The following is a 16,736-nucleotide window of genomic DNA, read 5'->3' as shown; positions in this document are numbered from 1 at the left end:
CTATTCGTGCACGGCTCTTCTGGCGACCGCCGAAGCGGGTCGGTATTTTTGTCGGAATGCGAATTAAATAACGTGGAGATTCAGCCCTCTGTCAAGGCCAATCCGCCAAAATCGACCAAGGGAGTTGACATTCCGGCAAAGCTGCCGATCATTTAATCCGCATAAGGGACAAAATTGTAGAGGACGATTTTCCCTTGAGGAGGAGACCTTATGTTCAATCATCAAAGGGCGAAAGCCCTGTTCAATAGTCGCGCCTTTGTCCGCTCGACCGCGACTGCGCTCGCACTTCTGATCGCCGCCGGCACAGCCGCTGCCGACACAACAATCAAGTGGATGCATCTCGAAATCGACCCGACCTATCTCGGCGTATGGCAGCAGATCGTCAAGAATTACGAAGCAGAGCATCCGGGCACGAAGGTGGAGATGCAGTTCCTCGAAAACGAGGCCTTCAAGGCGAAGCTGCCGACGCTTCTGCAGTCCAGCGATGCGCCTGATCTATTCTACAGCTGGGGCGGCGGCGTTCTGAAACAGCAGCTGGCGACAGGCGCCCTGCTCGATCTCAGCGAGGCGATGAACGCCAAGGATGGCGCGTGGGTGAAGACCTACAACCCGGCTTCCGTCAAGGGCCTCAGCTATGACGGCAAGATCGGCGCTGTCCCCTATGCCGTCGGCACCGTATCCTTCTTCTACAACAAGGAATTGTTCGCCAAGGCCGGCGTCGATGCGACCACGATCAAGACCTGGGACGACTATCTGGCCGCAGTCAAGAAGATCAAGGACGCCGGCATCGTGCCGATCGCAGGCGGCGGCGGCGAGAAGTGGCCGATCCACTTCTACTGGAGCTATCTGGTGATGCGCAACGGCGGCCAGACAGTCTTCGATGCGGCCAAGAATGGCCAGGGCGAAGGCTTCAACGATCCGGCGATGATCAAGGCCGGCGAACAGCTCGCCGAACTCGGCAAGCTCGAGCCCTTCCAGCCAGGTTACCTCGGCGCCACATGGCCGCAGACACTCGGCGTCTTTGGCGACGGCAAGGCGGCGATGATCCTCGGCTTCCAGAACACCGAGGCCAACCAGCGCACCAATGCCGGTGACAAGAAGGGCCTGAACCCCGACAATATCGGCCGCTTCGCCTTCCCGGCCGTCACAGGCGGCGCCGGCGCCGTCACCGACACGCTGGGCGGCCTGAACGGCTGGGCCGTCACCAAGAAGGCGCCGCCGGAAACGCTGGACTTCCTCGCCTATCTCACCAATGCCGAAAACGAGCGGACCATGGCCAAGGCCGGCATGATCATCCCGGTCGCGGTCGGCGCCGAGGATGGCGTGACCGACCCGCTGCTGCATGAATCGGCCGAACAGCTGGCGCATTCCACATGGCACCAGAACTTCTTCGACCAGGATCTCGGCCCCTCGATCGGCCGCGTCGTCAACGACGTCTCGGTCGCCATCGTCTCCGGACAGATGACGCCTGCCGATGGCGCACAGCAGATCCAGGATGCCTTCGAGCAGGATCAGTTCTGATCAAGACCATCGCGGCGCGGGACATACTCTCGCGCCGCCATTTGATGTCTGGAATGTGAGGTCCCCATGGCCAATGTCAGCGCCGCCACCGCAATCAGACCCGCGCGCATACCGGCTACCCAGTCCGCCCGGCGCAAACATCCCGCCGTTGCTGGCCGCCTGCCCGTGCTGCTGCTCTTCCTGCCGCCGGCGCTTCTGTTGTTCTCGATCTTCGTGATCCTGCCGATGGGCGAGGCTGCCTGGTACAGCCTTTACAAGTGGGACGGCTATGGCCTGCCGACGCAATATGTCGGCATGCGCAACTTCGAACTCCTGTTCAAGAACGGCGCCTTCCTCACCGCGCTGAAGAACAACGCGATGATCATGGTGATCTCGATCGCGATCCAGATTCCGCTCGCCATCTGGCTGGCGATGATGCTGGCGCACCGCATCGCCGGCGTGGTTGTCTTCCGTCTGATTTTTTTCCTGCCCTACGTGCTCGCCGATGTCGCGGCCGGCCTGATCTGGCGCTTCGTCTACGACGGCGACTACGGGCTCTTCGCCTCGATCGCTCATCTGCTCGGTGTCGAGACGCCCTATGTGCTGGCCGACAAGGATCTTGCGATGTACGCGGTGCTCGGCGTCATCGTCTGGAAATACTTCGGCTTCCACATGATGCTGTTCATCGCCGGACTGCAATCGCTCGACAAGAGCGTGCTGGAGGCAGCCGAGATCGATGGCGCCAGCGGTTGGCAGCGGTTCCGCTACATCACCCTGCCGCTGCTTGGATCGACCGTTCGCCTGTCCGTCTTCTTCGCCGTCGTCGGCTCGCTGCAGCTGTTCGACCTCATCATGCCTCTGACGGGCGGCGGTCCGTTCAATGCCACGCAGACGATGGTGACCTTCCTGTTCAATTTCGGCGTCGCCCGCATGCAGGTCGGGCTCGGAAGTGCGGTCGGCGTCGTGCTCTTCCTGATCTGCGTCACGCTCGCCTTCAGCTACAAACGGATATTCATGCGCCATGACTGACGTCGTTTCATCCGATCGGCTCAACGCCGGCACCAAAGCCTATCTCTACACGTCGCTGGTCATCATCTCGGCCATCGTCCTGATCCCGCTGGTCACCACAGCGCTTGGCGGCTTCAAGGATCTGGGCGACCTGCGCACCAATCCCTTCGGCCTGCCGGTGGAATGGCATGTCGAAAACTACACCGATATCCTGTTCGGCGATCGCTACTGGCGGCAGATGGTCAATTCGCTGCTTATCGCCGCGCTGACCGTCTTCCTCACCGTATCGGTATCGGCCATGGCCGCCTTCACCTTCGCGCATGTCCGCTTCTTCGGCGCCGACTTCCTGCTGAGCTACTTCCTGATCGGGCTGATGTTTCCGGCAGCAACCGCCATCCTGCCGCTTTTCATCCGCATCCGCGATCTCGGGCTGCTCAACACATATTGGGGCGTGGTGCTGCCGCAGGTGGCCTTCGGGCTCGGCATGAGCATACTCCTGTTCCGGAATTATTTTCGCAACCTTCCGGAAGAATTGTTCCAGGCGGCGGTGGTCGATGGCTGCGGCTACATGCGCTTCTTCTGGCATATCTGCCTGCCGCTCTCGCGGCCGATCATCGCGACGGTCAGCATCATCTCCTTCGTCGGCAGCTGGAACAGCTACATCCTGCCGCTGATCATGTTGAACTCGGAGAAGATGTACCCCTGGCCGCTTGGCATCATGGTCTATCGCGGCGAATTCGGCACCGCCTGGCAGCTGGTGCTCGCCTTCATCACGCTAACAATCATGCCGACCGTCATCGTCTTCTTCCTGGCGCAGAAGCACATCATCGCCGGCTTGACCGCAGGCGCGGTCAAGTCGTGACGTTCAGCTGAAGACATCAGCCAAAAACAAGGCCGCCGTCGACGATCAGGTTCTGGCCGGTAACCGCCCGCGCCCACGGGCTGGCAAAGAACAGCACGGCGTCGGCGGCTTCCTCCGGCGTCGTCACGCGGCGCAACGGCGTGCTGCCAGCGATGAGATCGAACACCGCCTCGGGCGTCCCGGCGCTGGCATCTGTGGTGCGCAGCAATCCGCCGGAGACCATGTTCACGGTGATCCCCTCGGGCCCAAGCTCGGCCGCCGCGGTGCGGGTCAGCGACAACAGCGCACCCTTCGCCGCCGTATAGTCGTGATAGGGCACGACCGGGTTCTGGAAGAGATTGGTCCCGATCGTCACGATCCGCCCGAAACCGGCCGCAGCCATGGCCGGGCGCGTCGCCTGCATGAGGTTCAAAGCGCCCTTCACCGCCGTATCGAGTTGCGCGGTCATTTCTTCCCAGCGGAGCTCGCAGAGTTTCGGGCGTGCATCGCCGTTGAAGCTGAAATCGGCAAGCGCATTGTGCACCACCGTGGTCGGCGGCCCCAGTCTGCGCGTGACGTCGGCCACGAGTTCGCTCACCGTCGCGCCGTCGCGGATGTCGGCCTGAAACGCATGCGCCCGCTCGCCGAGGCTTTTCGCCAGCGCCTCGGCCTGCTCGCGACTGTTGCGATAGTTGATCGCCACCTTGGCGCCCTCGCGGGCGAAAGCGCTTGCGATCGCCGCCCCGAGCCCGCGCGCGGCGCCGGTTACGATCACCGTCTGCTCACTGATCGGCAATGTCATTTCGCGTCTCCTTACGCTGTCGTCCAAAGTTCGTGAAAGTGCTGGACCGGGCCATGTCCCGAGCCGACGTCGAGCGTGTCGGCCGCAGCCACCGCGCCGGCGAGATAGCTTTTTGCGGCGGCCACTGCCTGTGGCAGCGTCGTGCCCTTGGCGAGCTCGGCCGCCAGCGCGCTCGACAGCGTGCAGCCAGTGCCGTGGGTGTTTACGGTCGGGATCCTGGCGGCCTCGAACCAGGCGAGGCCGTCTTCCGTTGCCAGCACATCGGGGCTCTGGTCGCCCTCAAGATGGCCGCCTTTGACGAGCACGGCAGTGGCCCCCAAAGCAAGCAGCGCTTCGGCCTGCTCGCCCATCTCCCGGCGACTCTCGACCAGATCGGTGCGCAGCAACGCGGCTGCCTCAGGCAGATTGGGCGTCAGCAGCGTCGCAAGCGGCAGCAGCTGGCGCAGCAACACATCTACCGCGTCGGGATCGAGAAGCTTCGCCCCACCCTTGGCCACCATGATGGGATCGAGCACGATCGGGATGCCGCGATGAAGCCTGAGAACGTCGGCGACGGCATCGGCGATTTCGGCATTGGCGATCATGCCGATCTTCACGGCATCGACACGGACATCCGCGAACACGGCCCTGATCTGATCCGCCACGAAGCCTGGCGGGACAAGGTGAACGCCGGATACGCCCTGCGTGTTCTGCGCAGTCAACGCCGTGAGCGCCGCCATGCCATAGACGCCACGCGCGGCAAACGCCTTGAGGTCTGCCTGGATGCCGGCGCCGCCCGATGGGTCGGATCCGGCGATGGAGAGAACGTTGCGGATCATCATGATCTCCCTTGAATAGCCTCTGAAAGCTCGCGGGCGGCGGCGCGAAGATCGGCCGTGCCGCAAATTGCGGAGACGACGGCGATCCCATCAGCGCCGGCGGTAAAAACACCGCTGACATGCGCCAGCTTCAGCCCGCCGATTGCAACGGAGGGAACCGGGCAGGCGGCGACGAGACGTGCAAGGCCGTCGAATCCGATAGGCTGCTTGTGGTCCGGCTTGGTCGGCGTCGCGAAGACCGGCCCGATGCCGGCATAGTCGACCAACGCTGGATCGACGGCCCTCGCCAACGCCTCTGTTTCCACCGACAGGCCGAGGATCATGTCGCGCCCGACCCGCTCGCGCGCGGCGCGCACGACCATATCGTCCTGGCCGACATGCAGCCCATCGGCACCGATCGCGACAGCCGCCTCGACGTCATCGTTGATGACAAACAGCGCGCCCGTCCCGGCAAGCGCTTCCTTCAGAGCACGGCCGGTCTCGATCATGCGCGCCGTGGAGGCGTGCTTGTCGCGGAGCTGCACAACCGTCGCGCCACCGGCGACAGCACGCCTTGCGGTTTCGACCATGCCGATGCCGGCACAGAGCTCGGGATCGAGGACGAGATAGAGCGAGAGATCGATCGTCCTCATAGCATTCGCACCCGCGCATTGTTGTCGATAGCAGCGCCATCTATCGCAGCGAGGGCGTCGAGGAACCGCCAGGAAAATGACCCCGGGCCCTCCGCGCCGCGCGCCGCCTCTTCGCCGGCGACGGCGAACATGGCGAGTGCCGATATCGTCGCTTCGAACGGCGCATCGGGCCTTGTGGCGGCGAAGGCGCCGACGAGGCATGTCAGCGAGCAACCGAGCGCCGTCACCTGCGGCATCAGCGATGAGCCGCCCTCGATGCGGCAGGCGCGCGCGCCATCGGTGACAAAGTCGACCTCGCCCGTTACCGCGACCACGGCCTGATGCTTGTTTGCGATATGGCTGGCTGCAGCCTCTGCCTGCTCCACGGGGTCACGGCTGTCGACGCCCTGCCCCCGGCTTTCGCCGCCCGCGAGCGCGATGATCTCGGACGCGTTGCAGCGAATGATGGTCGGGCGAAGCGCCAGCAAATCCGCGACGGCCTGCCTGCGAAAGGCAGTCGCATAATGGGCGACGGGGTCGAGAACCCATGGCCTAGCGCTGGCATTCGCCGATGCGGCGGCGGCGCGCATGCCGTTCATCCAGCTCGGCGAGAGCGTGCCGATGTTAACAGTCAGCGCGCCGGAGATGGCCGCGAACTCGCCGGCCTCCTCTTCGGCATGCACCATGGCTGGCGAAGCGCCGGCTGCCAGCAGCACGTTGGCGGCGATGTTCATCGCAACGAAATTGGTGATGCACTGGACGAGCGGCTTTTGCGCGCGCATGGCATCAAGCATCGAACCGGGAGATCTGTCGTCTTTCATCATGCCCCTTTCGGGCGGGGCAAGACGCGGGGACCCTGATAGCAATGCCGAAGGGTCCGAGCGACTCCCTCCGCCAGCATTATCTGGTTCAGGTTCAAAGGGTACTTCTCAGTCTGCCGTCGGCAAACGCCCCTGTCTCTCAATGGGTCTGTTCTGTCAGAGAAGCCGACCGCTGTCACGCGCAAAATGACAGGAGCCCGGAGCCCGCAATTGACCGCCGATCAGGCGCCGTTCTCCTTGATCGCTTCCATGGCAACGAAGGTCGATGTGTTGGCGACGAAGGGCAGGCTGGAGATCTTCTCGCCCAGAACGAGGCGATAATTGGCGATATCGGACGTGCGTATCTTCAGGAGATAATCGAATGCGCCGGCGATCATGTGGCACTCCTCGACTTCCTGCAGCTTGCGAACCGCGACGTTGAAAGCATTCAGCGCATTCTCTCTGGTGTCGGAGAGTTTCACCTCGGTAAACGCCACATGGTTGCGGCCGAGCTTGTTGACGTCGATGATGGCGCGGAAGCCGAGAATGTAGCCATCCTCGATCAGCCGCTTGAGCCTGACCTGGCAGGGCGTGTTGGACAGGCCCACGCGTTTGGCGAGGTCGGTCACCGACATCCGTCCATCAGCGACGAGCGCCTCAAGTATGCGTTGATCAAATTGGTCGATTTCCCTTATATTTCCCGCACCAGCCACAATAATTCCCTTCAATTTGAATATTGAATAGCGAACTAAAGACTAGAACGCTCAAAATCAAGTGAAATTGACTTTTTGAAATCTGCTAGCTTCGCAACATCAGCGGACCAGGAGCCCAGCATGGCAATCACCACCGACGCGGCAGCAGTCGAAGTCACAGTAGAGCAGGCAAACGGCTCTGCAAATCCCTTTGATGGATTTGCCCCTCCGATCCGAGAACAGAGCGATCTGCGCCGCGCCATCACGGCTGCCTACCGCACGCCGGAGACGATCTGCGTGCCACGCCTGGTTGAAGCTGCCGCCCTTCCCGATCACGTCAGGAAAGCCGCCGCCGATACCGCCCGCAAGCTGATCGAGGCGCTGCGCGCCAAACACAAGGGAACCGGCGTCGAGGGACTGGTGCACGAATACTCGCTCTCCAGCCAGGAGGGCATCGCGCTGATGTGTCTGGCCGAGGCGCTGCTGCGCATTCCCGACACGGCAACACGCGACGCCCTTATCCGCGACAAGATTTCCGAGGGCGACTGGAAGGCACATCTCGGCGGCGGTCGCTCGCTCTTCGTCAATGCCGCGACGTGGGGTCTTGTCGTCACCGGCAAGCTGACGTCGACGGTTGCCGACCGCAGCCTTTCGGCCGCGCTGACCCGATTGATCGCCCGCTGCGGTGAACCGGTGATCCGCCGGGGTGTCGACATGGCGATGCGGATGATGGGCGAGCAGTTCGTCACCGGCGAGACCATCGACGAGGCGCTGCAGCGTGCCAAGCCGCTCGAGCAGCGCGGCTTCCGCTATTCCTATGACATGCTGGGCGAAGCCGCGACGACGGGCGCCGACGCGAAGCGTTACTACAAGGACTACGAGACCGCGATCCACGCCATCGGCAAGGCGTCTGATCGGCGCGGCATCTACGAAGGTCCTGGTATCTCGATCAAGCTTTCGGCGCTGCATCCGCGCTACGCGCGCGCGCAGAGCGCCCGCGTCATGGACGAATTGCTGCCGAAGGTGAAGGCGCTGGCGCTGATCGCCAAGTCCTACGACATCGGCCTCAACATCGACGCCGAGGAGGCCGACCGGCTCGAACTGTCGCTCGACCTTCTGGAAGCGCTCTGCCTCGACCCCGATCTGGAGGGCTGGAACGGCATGGGCTTCGTTGTCCAGGCCTATGGCAAGCGCTGCCCCTTCGTGCTCGATTTCATCATCGACCTCGCGCGTCGTGCCGGTCGCCGCATCATGGTGCGCCTCGTCAAAGGCGCTTACTGGGATGCGGAAATCAAGCGCGCGCAGGTCGACGGCCTCGCGGACTTCCCTGTTTTCACGCGCAAGATCTACACCGACGTCTCCTACATCGCCTGCGCCAGGAAGCTTCTGGCGGCGACGGACGCCGTCTTCCCGCAGTTCGCAACCCACAACGCCCAGACACTGGCGACCATCTACCAGATGGCGGGATCGGATTATTATGTCGGCAAGTACGAGTTCCAGTGCCTCCATGGCATGGGCGAGCCGCTTTACGACGAGGTCGTCGGCCGACAGAACCTGAACCGTCCCTGCCGCATCTACGCCCCCGTCGGCACGCACGAAACGCTGCTTGCCTACCTCGTGCGTCGCCTGCTGGAGAACGGCGCCAACTCCTCCTTCGTCAACCGGATCGCCGATCCAAACGTTTCCATCGAAGAACTGATCGCCGACCCTGCCGAGATCGTCTCGAGGATGCCGATCGTCGGGCAGAAGCACGACAAGATCTCGCTCCCTTGCGAACTCTACGGAACCCGCGTCAACTCCGCTGGCCTCGATCTCTCCAGCGAAACGGTGCTCGATCATCTCTCCCGTCTGCTGGGCGAAAGCGCCACGAAGGGCTGGCGCGCCCTGCCAAGCCAGGCGACCGACATCAACGGCGCGCGCGACGTGCTCAACCCCGCCGATCACAGGGACGCGGTAGGCCAGGTTCGTGAGGCAACACCATCCGAAGTCGCGGCAGCAATGCAGGCGGCACAAGCGGCGGCGGCATCCTGGGCCGGCGTCTCGCCCGCCGACCGCGCAGCTTTGCTCGACAGCGCGGCGGATATCATACAGACGCGCATGGAGACGCTGCTCGGCCTCATCATCCGCGAGGCCGGCAAGTCGGTGCAGAACGCCATCGCCGAAGTGCGCGAGGCGATCGACTTCCTGCGCTACTACGCCGAACAGGCACGCCGTACGCTGGGGCCGTCCCACGCGCCACTGGGCCCTGTCGTCTGCATCAGCCCCTGGAACTTCCCGCTGGCGATCTTCAGCGGTCAGGTCGCGGCCGCGCTCGTCGCCGGTAATCCCGTGTTGGCAAAGCCCGCCGAGGAAACGCCGCTGATCGCCGCCGAGGCCATCAGGATTTTCCATGAAGCGGGCATTCCGAAGGATGTCGTGCAGCTGGTTCCGGGCGAAGGTAGCGTCGGTGCGGCGCTTGTCGCCGCGCCGGAGACGGCGGCCGTGATGTTCACCGGCTCGACCGAGGTTGCCCGGCTGATCCAGGCCGAACTCGCCAAGCGTCTCTCCGCCGACGGCAAGCCGATCCCGCTCATCGCGGAAACCGGCGGCCAGAACGCGATGATCGTCGATTCCTCGGCGCTTGCAGAACAGGTCGTGGGCGATGTCATCGCATCCGCCTTCGACAGCGCCGGCCAGCGCTGCTCGGCGCTGCGCATTCTTTGCCTGCAGGACGACGTCGCCGATCGCACGCTAACGATGCTGAAGGGCGCGCTCCGCGAGCTGACGATCGCCAACACCAATCGCCTCTCCGCCGATATTGGCCCCGTCATCACCGCCGATGCGAAGGCGATCATCGAGACCCACGTGAAGTCGATGCAGGCGCTTGGCCGCAAGGTCGAACGCATCGAACTGCCGACAGAGACGCAGCATGGCACCTTCGTCGCTCCGACGATCGTGGAGCTCAATAACATCGCCGAACTCAAGCGCGAAGTGTTCGGGCCGGTGCTGCATGTCATCCGCTGGCGCCGCCAGGATCTGGACCGTCTCGTCGATGAGATCAACGCCACCGGCTATGGCCTGACTTTCGGCCTGCACACGCGTCTCGACGAAACCATCGCCCGCGTAACCTCCCGCATCGAGGTCGGCAATGTCTACGTCAACCGCAACGTCATCGGCGCCGTGGTCGGTGTCCAGCCTTTTGGCGGGCGCGGGCTTTCGGGCACCGGCCCCAAAGCCGGCGGACCGCTCTATCTTGGGCGCCTGGTCAAGACACCGCCGATCCCGCCGCAGCACAGCTCGGTCTATAGCGATCCGGCGCTGTCGGATTTCGCCAAATGGCTCGATGAGCGCGAACTGCATGACGAGGCCGAAATGGCCCGCAACCTCGGCGGCCAATCGGCGCTTGGTCTGGAGAGCGAGCTCACCGGTCCTGTCGGCGAGCGCAACATCTACGCGCTGCACGCACGCGGCACCATCTTCTGCGCGCCGGTGTCGGAAGTCGGCCTGCATCGGCAGATCTCCTCGGTCCTGGCAACAGGCAACAAGGCATTCATCGAATGCAGCGACAGCCTTCGCAGCAACCTGAAGGACCTTCCCGTCAGCGTTTCCCAGCGGATCGCCTTTGGTAACGGTAGGAGCACGGGCGAAATTCTCTCGGGTGCCCTGATCGAGGGCGACAGCGCGCGCATTGCCTCGATGCAGCAGGAAATCGCGGCCATGTCCGGCCCGCTGCTCCTGACGCAGGCTGCCTCGACGGCCGAATTGGAACGCAATCTGGAGGCCTATTGCCTCAACTGGCTGCTGGAAGAAGTTGCCACCTCGATCAACACCGCTGCCGCCGGCGGCAATGCGAGCCTTATGTCGATCGGCTGATCCTCATCGGCTGAAATACGTCACGCGGTTTGGCGTGACGTATTGCTTGTGCGCGTTGATCCGAAACAGCGTGACATTCCCGTTCGACGTTCCTACCAATGGAGCGAAGCACCAATAGGATCGACCAATGACCGGATCATACAACCAGCCCATCGATGCAGCCGAAGTTCCTCGTTTCGCAGGCCAGGCGACCTTCATGCGCCTGCCGACCGCCGAGACGGCCAAGGGTCTGGACATCGCGCTCGTCGGCATTCCCTGGGACGGCGGCACGACCAACCGCGCCGGCGCGCGACACGGGCCGAGGGAGGTGCGCAGCCAATCGAGCCTGATGCGCCGGGTGCATCATGTCTCCGGCACCGAGCCATACAGCATCGCCAATATCGCCGATGTCGGCGACCTCTCGGTCAATCCCATCAACCTGATGGATGGTCTGAGCCGCATCGAGGCCGGGATCGCCGAGATCGTGGCCGCCGGCGCCATTCCGCTTTCGGTCGGCGGCGACCACCTGACCACGCTGCCGGTGTTGCGCGCTGTCGCCAAGGCGCGGCCGGTCGGGCTCATCCATTTCGACGCCCACTCCGACACCAACGACACCTACTTCGGCGACAACCCCTATACCCACGGCACGCCTTTCCGTCGCGCGATCGAGGAAGGCTTGCTGGACCCGAAGCGGATCGTCCAAGTCGGTATTCGAGGTTCGGTCTACCATCCCTCGGAGCATGATTGGGCGAGAGCGCAGGGCGTGCGGGTGATCTACATGGAGGAATTCGTCGAGCGTGGCTCGAAGGACGTGATGGCGGAAGCGCGCCGGATTGTCGGCGATCAGCCTACCTATGTCACCTTCGATATCGACAGCATTGATCCATCGATGGCGCCGGGAACCGGAACGCCCGAAGTGGGCGGCTTTACGACGCGCGAAGCGCAGCAGATGATCCGGCTGCTTGCCGGCGTCGACATTGTCGGCGCCGATGTCGTCGAGGTCGCGCCACCATTCGATGTCGGCGGCATCACCGCACTGGCAGGGGCGACGATGATGTTCGAACTCCTATGCGTCATCGCCAAACACGTGGCCGATAATCGCTAGTGGCTTTACGGCCGGGCGCTGATGTTCCCGGACAATTGGCGGTAGCCGCCGCGCCAGTAAAGCAGCGGCTCCACGTCCTCGCGCGTCTCGATAGCCCGCACGCGGCCGATCAGGATGGCGTGCGAATGGTGGTTGAGAACCGTGTCCAGCTCGCAATCGAGCACCGTCAGCGCGTCCGATAGCGCCGGCGTTCCCGTTGCAAGCTCATACCATTGCGCGCCCTCATACCGCTCGGCGCCACGACGACCATCGAAGCCGGCGAAGGATTGCGCGACGTGCTGCTGGTCAGCGGAGAGAACATTGACGCAGAAGCGACGATATTTTTCGACGGCGGGCCACGAGGAGGACGACCGGTTGACGCTGACGATCACCGAAGGCACATCCGCCGAGAGCGAAGAGACCGATGTCGCGGTAAAGCCCGTCCGCTCGTCTCCTTCTCCGACCGTGATCACGCTGACCGCGCCGGCCAGATGCCGCATCGAGAGTTTGAAGGCTGCTTGATCGACGACAGGTTTGTCCAGCATCGCCACTCCTCGCTCTCAGCTCTTCGCGAAACGATTGGCAGGCATCGAAAGGCCGAGGCTTTCGCGAAGCGTCGCGCCCTCGTATTCCTCGCGGAACAGGCCACGGCGGCGCAATTCCGGAAGCACGAGCTTGACGAAATCGTCGAGGCTCGCCGGCAGCGTCGGGAACATCAGGATGAAGCCATCCGCCGCGCGGGTCTCGAACCACTCTTCCATGAAATCTGCGATCTGCTTCGGCGTGCCGGTAATACCGTTGCCGGTGTGCTTTTCCGCATAGTGGCGCACCAGTTCGCCGACGGTGCGGCCGCTCTTGACGAAATCGACGAGCTCGTCGAATAGCGCCCGCGATCCCTTCGGCGCTTCGGGCAGCCGGTCCATTGGAAACGGCTTGTCGAGCGGTACACCGGTCAGATCCGCCTCCAGGAATTCCGACAGCATCAAGCGACCGACATCCGGGTGCATCTTGTCGATCAGATAATCAACCTTGGCCTTCGCCTCGGCTTCCGTCTCGCCGACATTCAGGACGACGCCGGGCATGATCTTCAGGTCATCGTGATTGCGACCATAGGCCGGCATCCGCGCCTTGACGTTCTGGTAGAAGGCGCGGTTGCGATCGATGTTCGAGGCGAGGCTGAAGACGATCTCGGCCGTTCGCGCCGCCATGTCCATGCCTGGTTCGGAACCACCCGCCTGCGCGATCACGGGCCGGCCCTGTGGGGAGCGGGCGATATTGAGCGGGCCGCGCACCTGGAAATGCTTGCCCTTGTGATTGAGCGTGTGGTGCTTGGTCTTGTCGTAATAGACGCCGCTTTCGCGATCGAGCAGCAGCGCGCCCTCCTCGAAGCTGTCCCACAGGCCGAACACGACATCCACGAACTCGTAGCCGCGCTCATAGCGCAGCGCATGCGGATCGAGACCTTCGCGGTTGAAATTATAACCGGTCTCGTCGTGGTCTGAGGTCACGACATTCCAGCAGGCGCGGCCGCCGCTCAGGTGATCGATCGAGGCAAACAGGCGCGCGACGTTGAACGGCTCGTAGTAGCTGGTCGATACCGTGGCCACCAGGCCGAGCTTCTCGGTTGATACCGCGAGCGCCGATAGCAGCGACAGCGGCTCGAAGCGGTTCATCTTGGTCGGAATGCGTGAGAGGGCGTCTGGATCGCCAACGGCGGCTGCCGGAGAATCCGCCAGGAACATGAAATCAAGCTTTGCCGCTTCCGATCGCTTGGCGACGTCGAGAAGATGGCTGTAATCGTTGGCGCCGTTGACGTTGCTATCAGGATGCAGCCACGAGGCCGGATGAAAGCCGAACGTATAGACAAACGTGCCCAGTTTCATCTTGTCGCTGCGCGCCATCGTGGTCTCCTCGGAGTTGACCGCTATCAATTGCGCAAGCTAACGCCACGCGACTTTTTTCATCAATATCGCGCAGCTGTATTCCGTTTTAGTTTTTCTAAAGAGTGGGCTGCGCCGAGAGCTGCCCCTGCTGTCGGGAGATCGCAACCACCCAATCGCGGAACTCCGGCCCATAGGCCTTCTGCAGGACCGATCGGTCCCAGGCCAGGAAATAGCTCTCGCGCAGCGGGATCCTGATGTCGACGGGAATGACCAGCGTCTGCGCATCGAGCTCATCTGATATCATCGACATCTGCGCGAGCACCACGCCGCGCTTGTTGACCGCGGCATCGATGGCGCTGCTCGACAGCGCAAAGGACAGTCCCGGCGTCGTTTCCTTGAGATCGACGCCGACCTTTGCGGCGAACTCCGACCAGCGCGGATAGGGGGTGAAATGCCGCTCCCATTCGACATGCAACAACGGATAGCGCAACAACTCCGCCACGGTGGGCTTGGCAGCCGCAATCAAAGCCGGCGAGCAGGCGGGAACGACCCAGTCGCGGAAGAGCTCGGTATAGTGATCGTGCCGCAGCACGTCGGAGCCATAGCTGACTCGGAAATCGACCTCGTCGAATCCCATGCGCGGCTCCCGATCGCGGCCGATGACACGGATGTGGGCGGCCGGGTGCAGGGCCTGCCAGTCGAAGATACGACGGCCGATCCACTTGTTCACCACTGAAGACAGGGCGCTCAGGACCAGCGCGTTCTCGTTGCGCGCACGCTCCAGCACCTGCTGCGCGATCGCGAACTGCTCGAAGCCCTTGGTGATCTCGCGGTGATAAAGCCGACCCCAGACCGTCAGCTCCGCGGTTCGCCCGCTGCGCTCCAGAAGCGTAACGCCGAGAAAGCTCTCGATCTTCCTGATCTGCTGGCTGATGGCACCCGGCGACACATTGAGCTCGATCGCCGCCGCCGTGACGCTGCCGCAACGCCCGGCCGCCTCGAAAGCCTGCAGCGCCTTTAGCGGGAGCGCCCTCAGCTGTTGCTTTTCGGTCAAATCAGGCCTCGTCAGGGTTGGCGCCGCGAGCGCTTTTCAGCCGGCTGGAAGACGCTCGCGAACTGGAATCGATCGCCGGGATGCATGATCTCGACATGCGTCACCATACGCTCGTTTTGCCACGTCTGGCGAATGAGATTGAGGCAGGGCTCGCCGCGCTCCATCAGGAGCAGGCGCGCTGTCGAGGCGTCGGCCGAGACCGCCCGGATGACATGTCTCGCCCTCGACCATGGCACCTGCGACAACAGCCACTTCGCCGGCGGGGCGCCAGTAAAGCTCTCGTGTCTTGCAAGCGGCACCGTATCGAGGAGGATCAGCCGGCGCTCGATGGCGATCGGCTTTCCATCGACGATATGCAAGCATTGAAGCCTCAGAACCTCAGAACCCTCCGGCGCCTGGAGCTGCGCCGCCTCGGCCGTATCCAGCCTTTCGATCTTGCGCGACAGGATTTCGTGCCGGTGCTCGTAGCCCGCAAGCGCCGCCTCGGTGCTGATGTCCTGGATATCCATCACCGTGCGGTCGATCTGCGGCGAGGCCACGAACGAGCCGGCCTTGCGCCGGCGCACGATCAGCCCGCGCTCGACGAGGATGGAGAGCGCCTTGCTGACTGTCATCCGCGAGCATTGATATTGCTCCACGAGATCGTGTTCGATGGGGATGCGATCTCCGGGCCGCCATTCGCCGCTCAGGATCCGCGTTTCGATGTCGCTAAAAATTCTTTGATGAATCGGGTCCAATACGTCACCTTTTCTCGGGCGCGAGACGGAAATCGCTAACGCCGATCCGGGGGCTGCTTCAAAGCTCACGCACCTGCTCGGCACAAAAATTGCTTTCCTGGAGTTTGACGTTGACACACTAGGCCAGCCTATATCTATTTGTATAGTCAAAAGCGCACCGGAGAAGTTCGCTTAAGGGACTAAAAGTTCGGGAACTCGTGCTCCTCCACCGGGGGAGCAAACACTGGAGAGATTGAAGATCATGATCGCAAACTCATTGCTCAAGGGCCTGGTCGGCGCCGCGTTCCTGTTCGGCGCGACGCTTTCCGCGCACGCCGCTGACACGCTTGCCGCCGTCAAGGCAGCCGGCACGCTGAAAGTCGGCACCGAGACCGCCTTCGCGCCGTTCGACTTTATCGATGCCGGCGAGCACGCGGGCCTCAACGTCGATCTCTTCGCCGAAATCGGAAAGGAACTCGGCGTCAAGATCGAGTGGGTCGCCCTTCCCTGGGACGGCGTTTTCCCGGCGCTCGAAGCCGGGAAGTTCGACGTGGTTGCCGGCCCGGCAACGATCACCAAGAAGCGCATGGAACGCTACCGCTTCACGCCGCCGATCGCCGAGGCAACGATCGCGATCCTGAAGAAGGCCGGGGATACCTCGATCAGCAAGCCGGAAGACATTGCAGGCAAGAAGATCGGCGTCGGCAAGGCGACTTCGCAGCTCGACCAGTTGAAGGAATTCTCCGATACCCTGGCGACCAAGGCTGATATCCGCGAATATCCGGCCTTCACCGAATCCTACGCCGACCTCGCAGCCGGCCGCATCGCCGGCGTTGCGAACTCGCTGCCGAACATCGCTTTCGTCGCCAAGCAACGCGAGGGAACCTTCGAAGTCGTCCAGCCGCCTTTCGGCAAGAAGTCCTACTTCGGCTTCATCGGCCTGAAGGATGCCGATCATGCGCCGCTGATGGACGCGATCGACGGCGCTCTGCTGAAGATCAAGGCTGACGGCCGCATGGCCGAGTTGCAGAAGAAGTGGTTCGGCGCCACCTTCGACACCCCTGACGCGGTCAAGGACCCGGCGTTCTGATTTCAA

Annotated in this window: 15 protein-coding genes and 1 riboswitch; of the genes, 6 read left to right on the top strand and 9 right to left on the bottom strand. The window is 62.9% G+C overall.

Translation table 11 applies throughout. The features are described from left to right. The first annotated feature begins 210 nt into the window (after positions 1–210). The 3 genes from ACCD05_RS08905 to ACCD05_RS08895 all read left to right on the top strand — a co-directional run bounded on the left by ACCD05_RS08905 (position 211) and on the right by ACCD05_RS08895 (position 3,370). Complete coding sequence (locus ACCD05_RS08905; protein WP_112949980.1) at positions 211–1,521, top strand: extracellular solute-binding protein; 1,311 nt, start codon at positions 211–213, stop codon at positions 1,519–1,521. Positions 1,522–1,587: 66 nt separating this feature from the next. Beyond that, positions 1,588–2,529, top strand: a complete 942-nt coding sequence (locus ACCD05_RS08900) for a carbohydrate ABC transporter permease (protein ID WP_112818798.1) — start codon at positions 1,588–1,590, stop codon at positions 2,527–2,529. After that, positions 2,522–3,370 carry a carbohydrate ABC transporter permease gene (locus ACCD05_RS08895; RefSeq protein ID WP_112949981.1) on the top strand — a complete coding sequence of 283 codons (849 nt, stop codon included), beginning with the start codon at positions 2,522–2,524 and terminating at the stop codon, positions 3,368–3,370. Before ACCD05_RS08900 ends, ACCD05_RS08895 begins: the two co-directional genes overlap by 8 nt. Positions 3,371–3,386: 16 nt before the next feature. Here ACCD05_RS08895 and ACCD05_RS08890 read toward each other — a convergent pair whose 3' ends face one another. From ACCD05_RS08890 to ACCD05_RS08870, 5 genes are all read right to left on the bottom strand, one after another. Next, positions 3,387–4,151, bottom strand: a complete 765-nt coding sequence (locus ACCD05_RS08890; RefSeq protein ID WP_112949982.1) for a 3-oxoacyl-ACP reductase — start codon at positions 4,149–4,151, stop codon at positions 3,387–3,389. Positions 4,152–4,162: 11 nt separating this feature from the next. Continuing rightward, entirely contained in the window at positions 4,163–4,969 is an 807-nt protein-coding gene (gene thiD, locus ACCD05_RS08885; protein WP_413392092.1) for a bifunctional hydroxymethylpyrimidine kinase/phosphomethylpyrimidine kinase, read from the bottom strand. After that, on the bottom strand, positions 4,969–5,601 hold the full coding sequence (gene thiE, locus ACCD05_RS08880; RefSeq protein ID WP_112949984.1) for a thiamine phosphate synthase: 633 nt from the start codon (positions 5,599–5,601) through the stop codon (positions 4,969–4,971). The genes thiD and thiE overlap by 1 nt, the downstream gene beginning before the upstream one ends. Then, positions 5,598–6,401: a hydroxyethylthiazole kinase gene (thiM, locus tag ACCD05_RS08875; protein ID WP_112950011.1), complete on the bottom strand. Its 804-nt coding sequence runs from the start codon at positions 6,399–6,401 to the stop codon at positions 5,598–5,600. The genes thiE and thiM overlap by 4 nt, the downstream gene beginning before the upstream one ends. A 48-nt stretch (positions 6,402–6,449) precedes the next feature. Then, positions 6,450–6,545: riboswitch (TPP riboswitch) on the bottom strand. 77 nt (positions 6,546–6,622) lie between these two features. Further along, a complete protein-coding gene (locus ACCD05_RS08870; protein ID WP_047504963.1) occupies positions 6,623–7,093 on the bottom strand; it encodes an Lrp/AsnC family transcriptional regulator in 471 nt (156 codons plus the stop codon). Positions 7,094–7,213: 120 nt separating this feature from the next. Between ACCD05_RS08870 and putA the strand changes: the two genes are divergently transcribed. Together putA and speB are read left to right on the top strand one after the other, a co-directional pair. Further along, entirely contained in the window at positions 7,214–10,924 is a 3,711-nt protein-coding gene (gene putA / locus ACCD05_RS08865) for a trifunctional transcriptional regulator/proline dehydrogenase/L-glutamate gamma-semialdehyde dehydrogenase (protein ID WP_413392091.1), read from the top strand. Between the two features lie 127 nt (positions 10,925–11,051). Next, positions 11,052–12,008, top strand: a complete 957-nt coding sequence (gene speB, locus ACCD05_RS08860; protein ID WP_112949985.1) for an agmatinase — start codon at positions 11,052–11,054, stop codon at positions 12,006–12,008. Positions 12,009–12,013: 5 nt separating this feature from the next. On the opposite strand, the gene ACCD05_RS08855 is transcribed toward speB, so the two are convergent. The 4 genes from ACCD05_RS08855 to hutC all read right to left on the bottom strand — a co-directional run bounded on the left by ACCD05_RS08855 (position 12,014) and on the right by hutC (position 15,661). Then, a complete protein-coding gene (locus tag ACCD05_RS08855; RefSeq protein WP_111560855.1) occupies positions 12,014–12,532 on the bottom strand; it encodes a flavin reductase family protein in 519 nt (172 codons plus the stop codon). 15 nt (positions 12,533–12,547) lie between these two features. Then, complete coding sequence (locus ACCD05_RS08850) at positions 12,548–13,888, bottom strand: LLM class flavin-dependent oxidoreductase (RefSeq protein ID WP_413392090.1); 1,341 nt, start codon at positions 13,886–13,888, stop codon at positions 12,548–12,550. 97 nt (positions 13,889–13,985) lie between these two features. Then, positions 13,986–14,924 (bottom strand): LysR family transcriptional regulator, encoded by a 939-nt coding sequence (locus tag ACCD05_RS08845; RefSeq protein ID WP_112435397.1) that lies wholly within the window; start codon positions 14,922–14,924, stop codon positions 13,986–13,988. Between the two features lie 11 nt (positions 14,925–14,935). Then, positions 14,936–15,661 (bottom strand): histidine utilization repressor, encoded by a 726-nt coding sequence (gene hutC / locus ACCD05_RS08840; protein WP_112949986.1) that lies wholly within the window; start codon positions 15,659–15,661, stop codon positions 14,936–14,938. 241 nt (positions 15,662–15,902) lie between these two features. Here hutC and ACCD05_RS08835 point away from each other — a divergent pair, with 241 nt between their 5' ends. Beyond that, positions 15,903–16,730, top strand: coding sequence for a transporter substrate-binding domain-containing protein (locus ACCD05_RS08835; RefSeq protein WP_112435439.1), 828 nt, complete (start codon positions 15,903–15,905; stop codon positions 16,728–16,730). The last annotated feature ends 6 nt before the right edge of the window (positions 16,731–16,736 follow it).

This window comes from Rhizobium sp. Rhizsp42 (assembly GCF_047304155.1).
Classification (GTDB): domain Bacteria; phylum Pseudomonadota; class Alphaproteobacteria; order Rhizobiales; family Rhizobiaceae; genus Rhizobium.
Note: the sequence above shows the minus strand (reverse complement) of the source record. Positions and strands in the feature narration are given on the sequence as shown.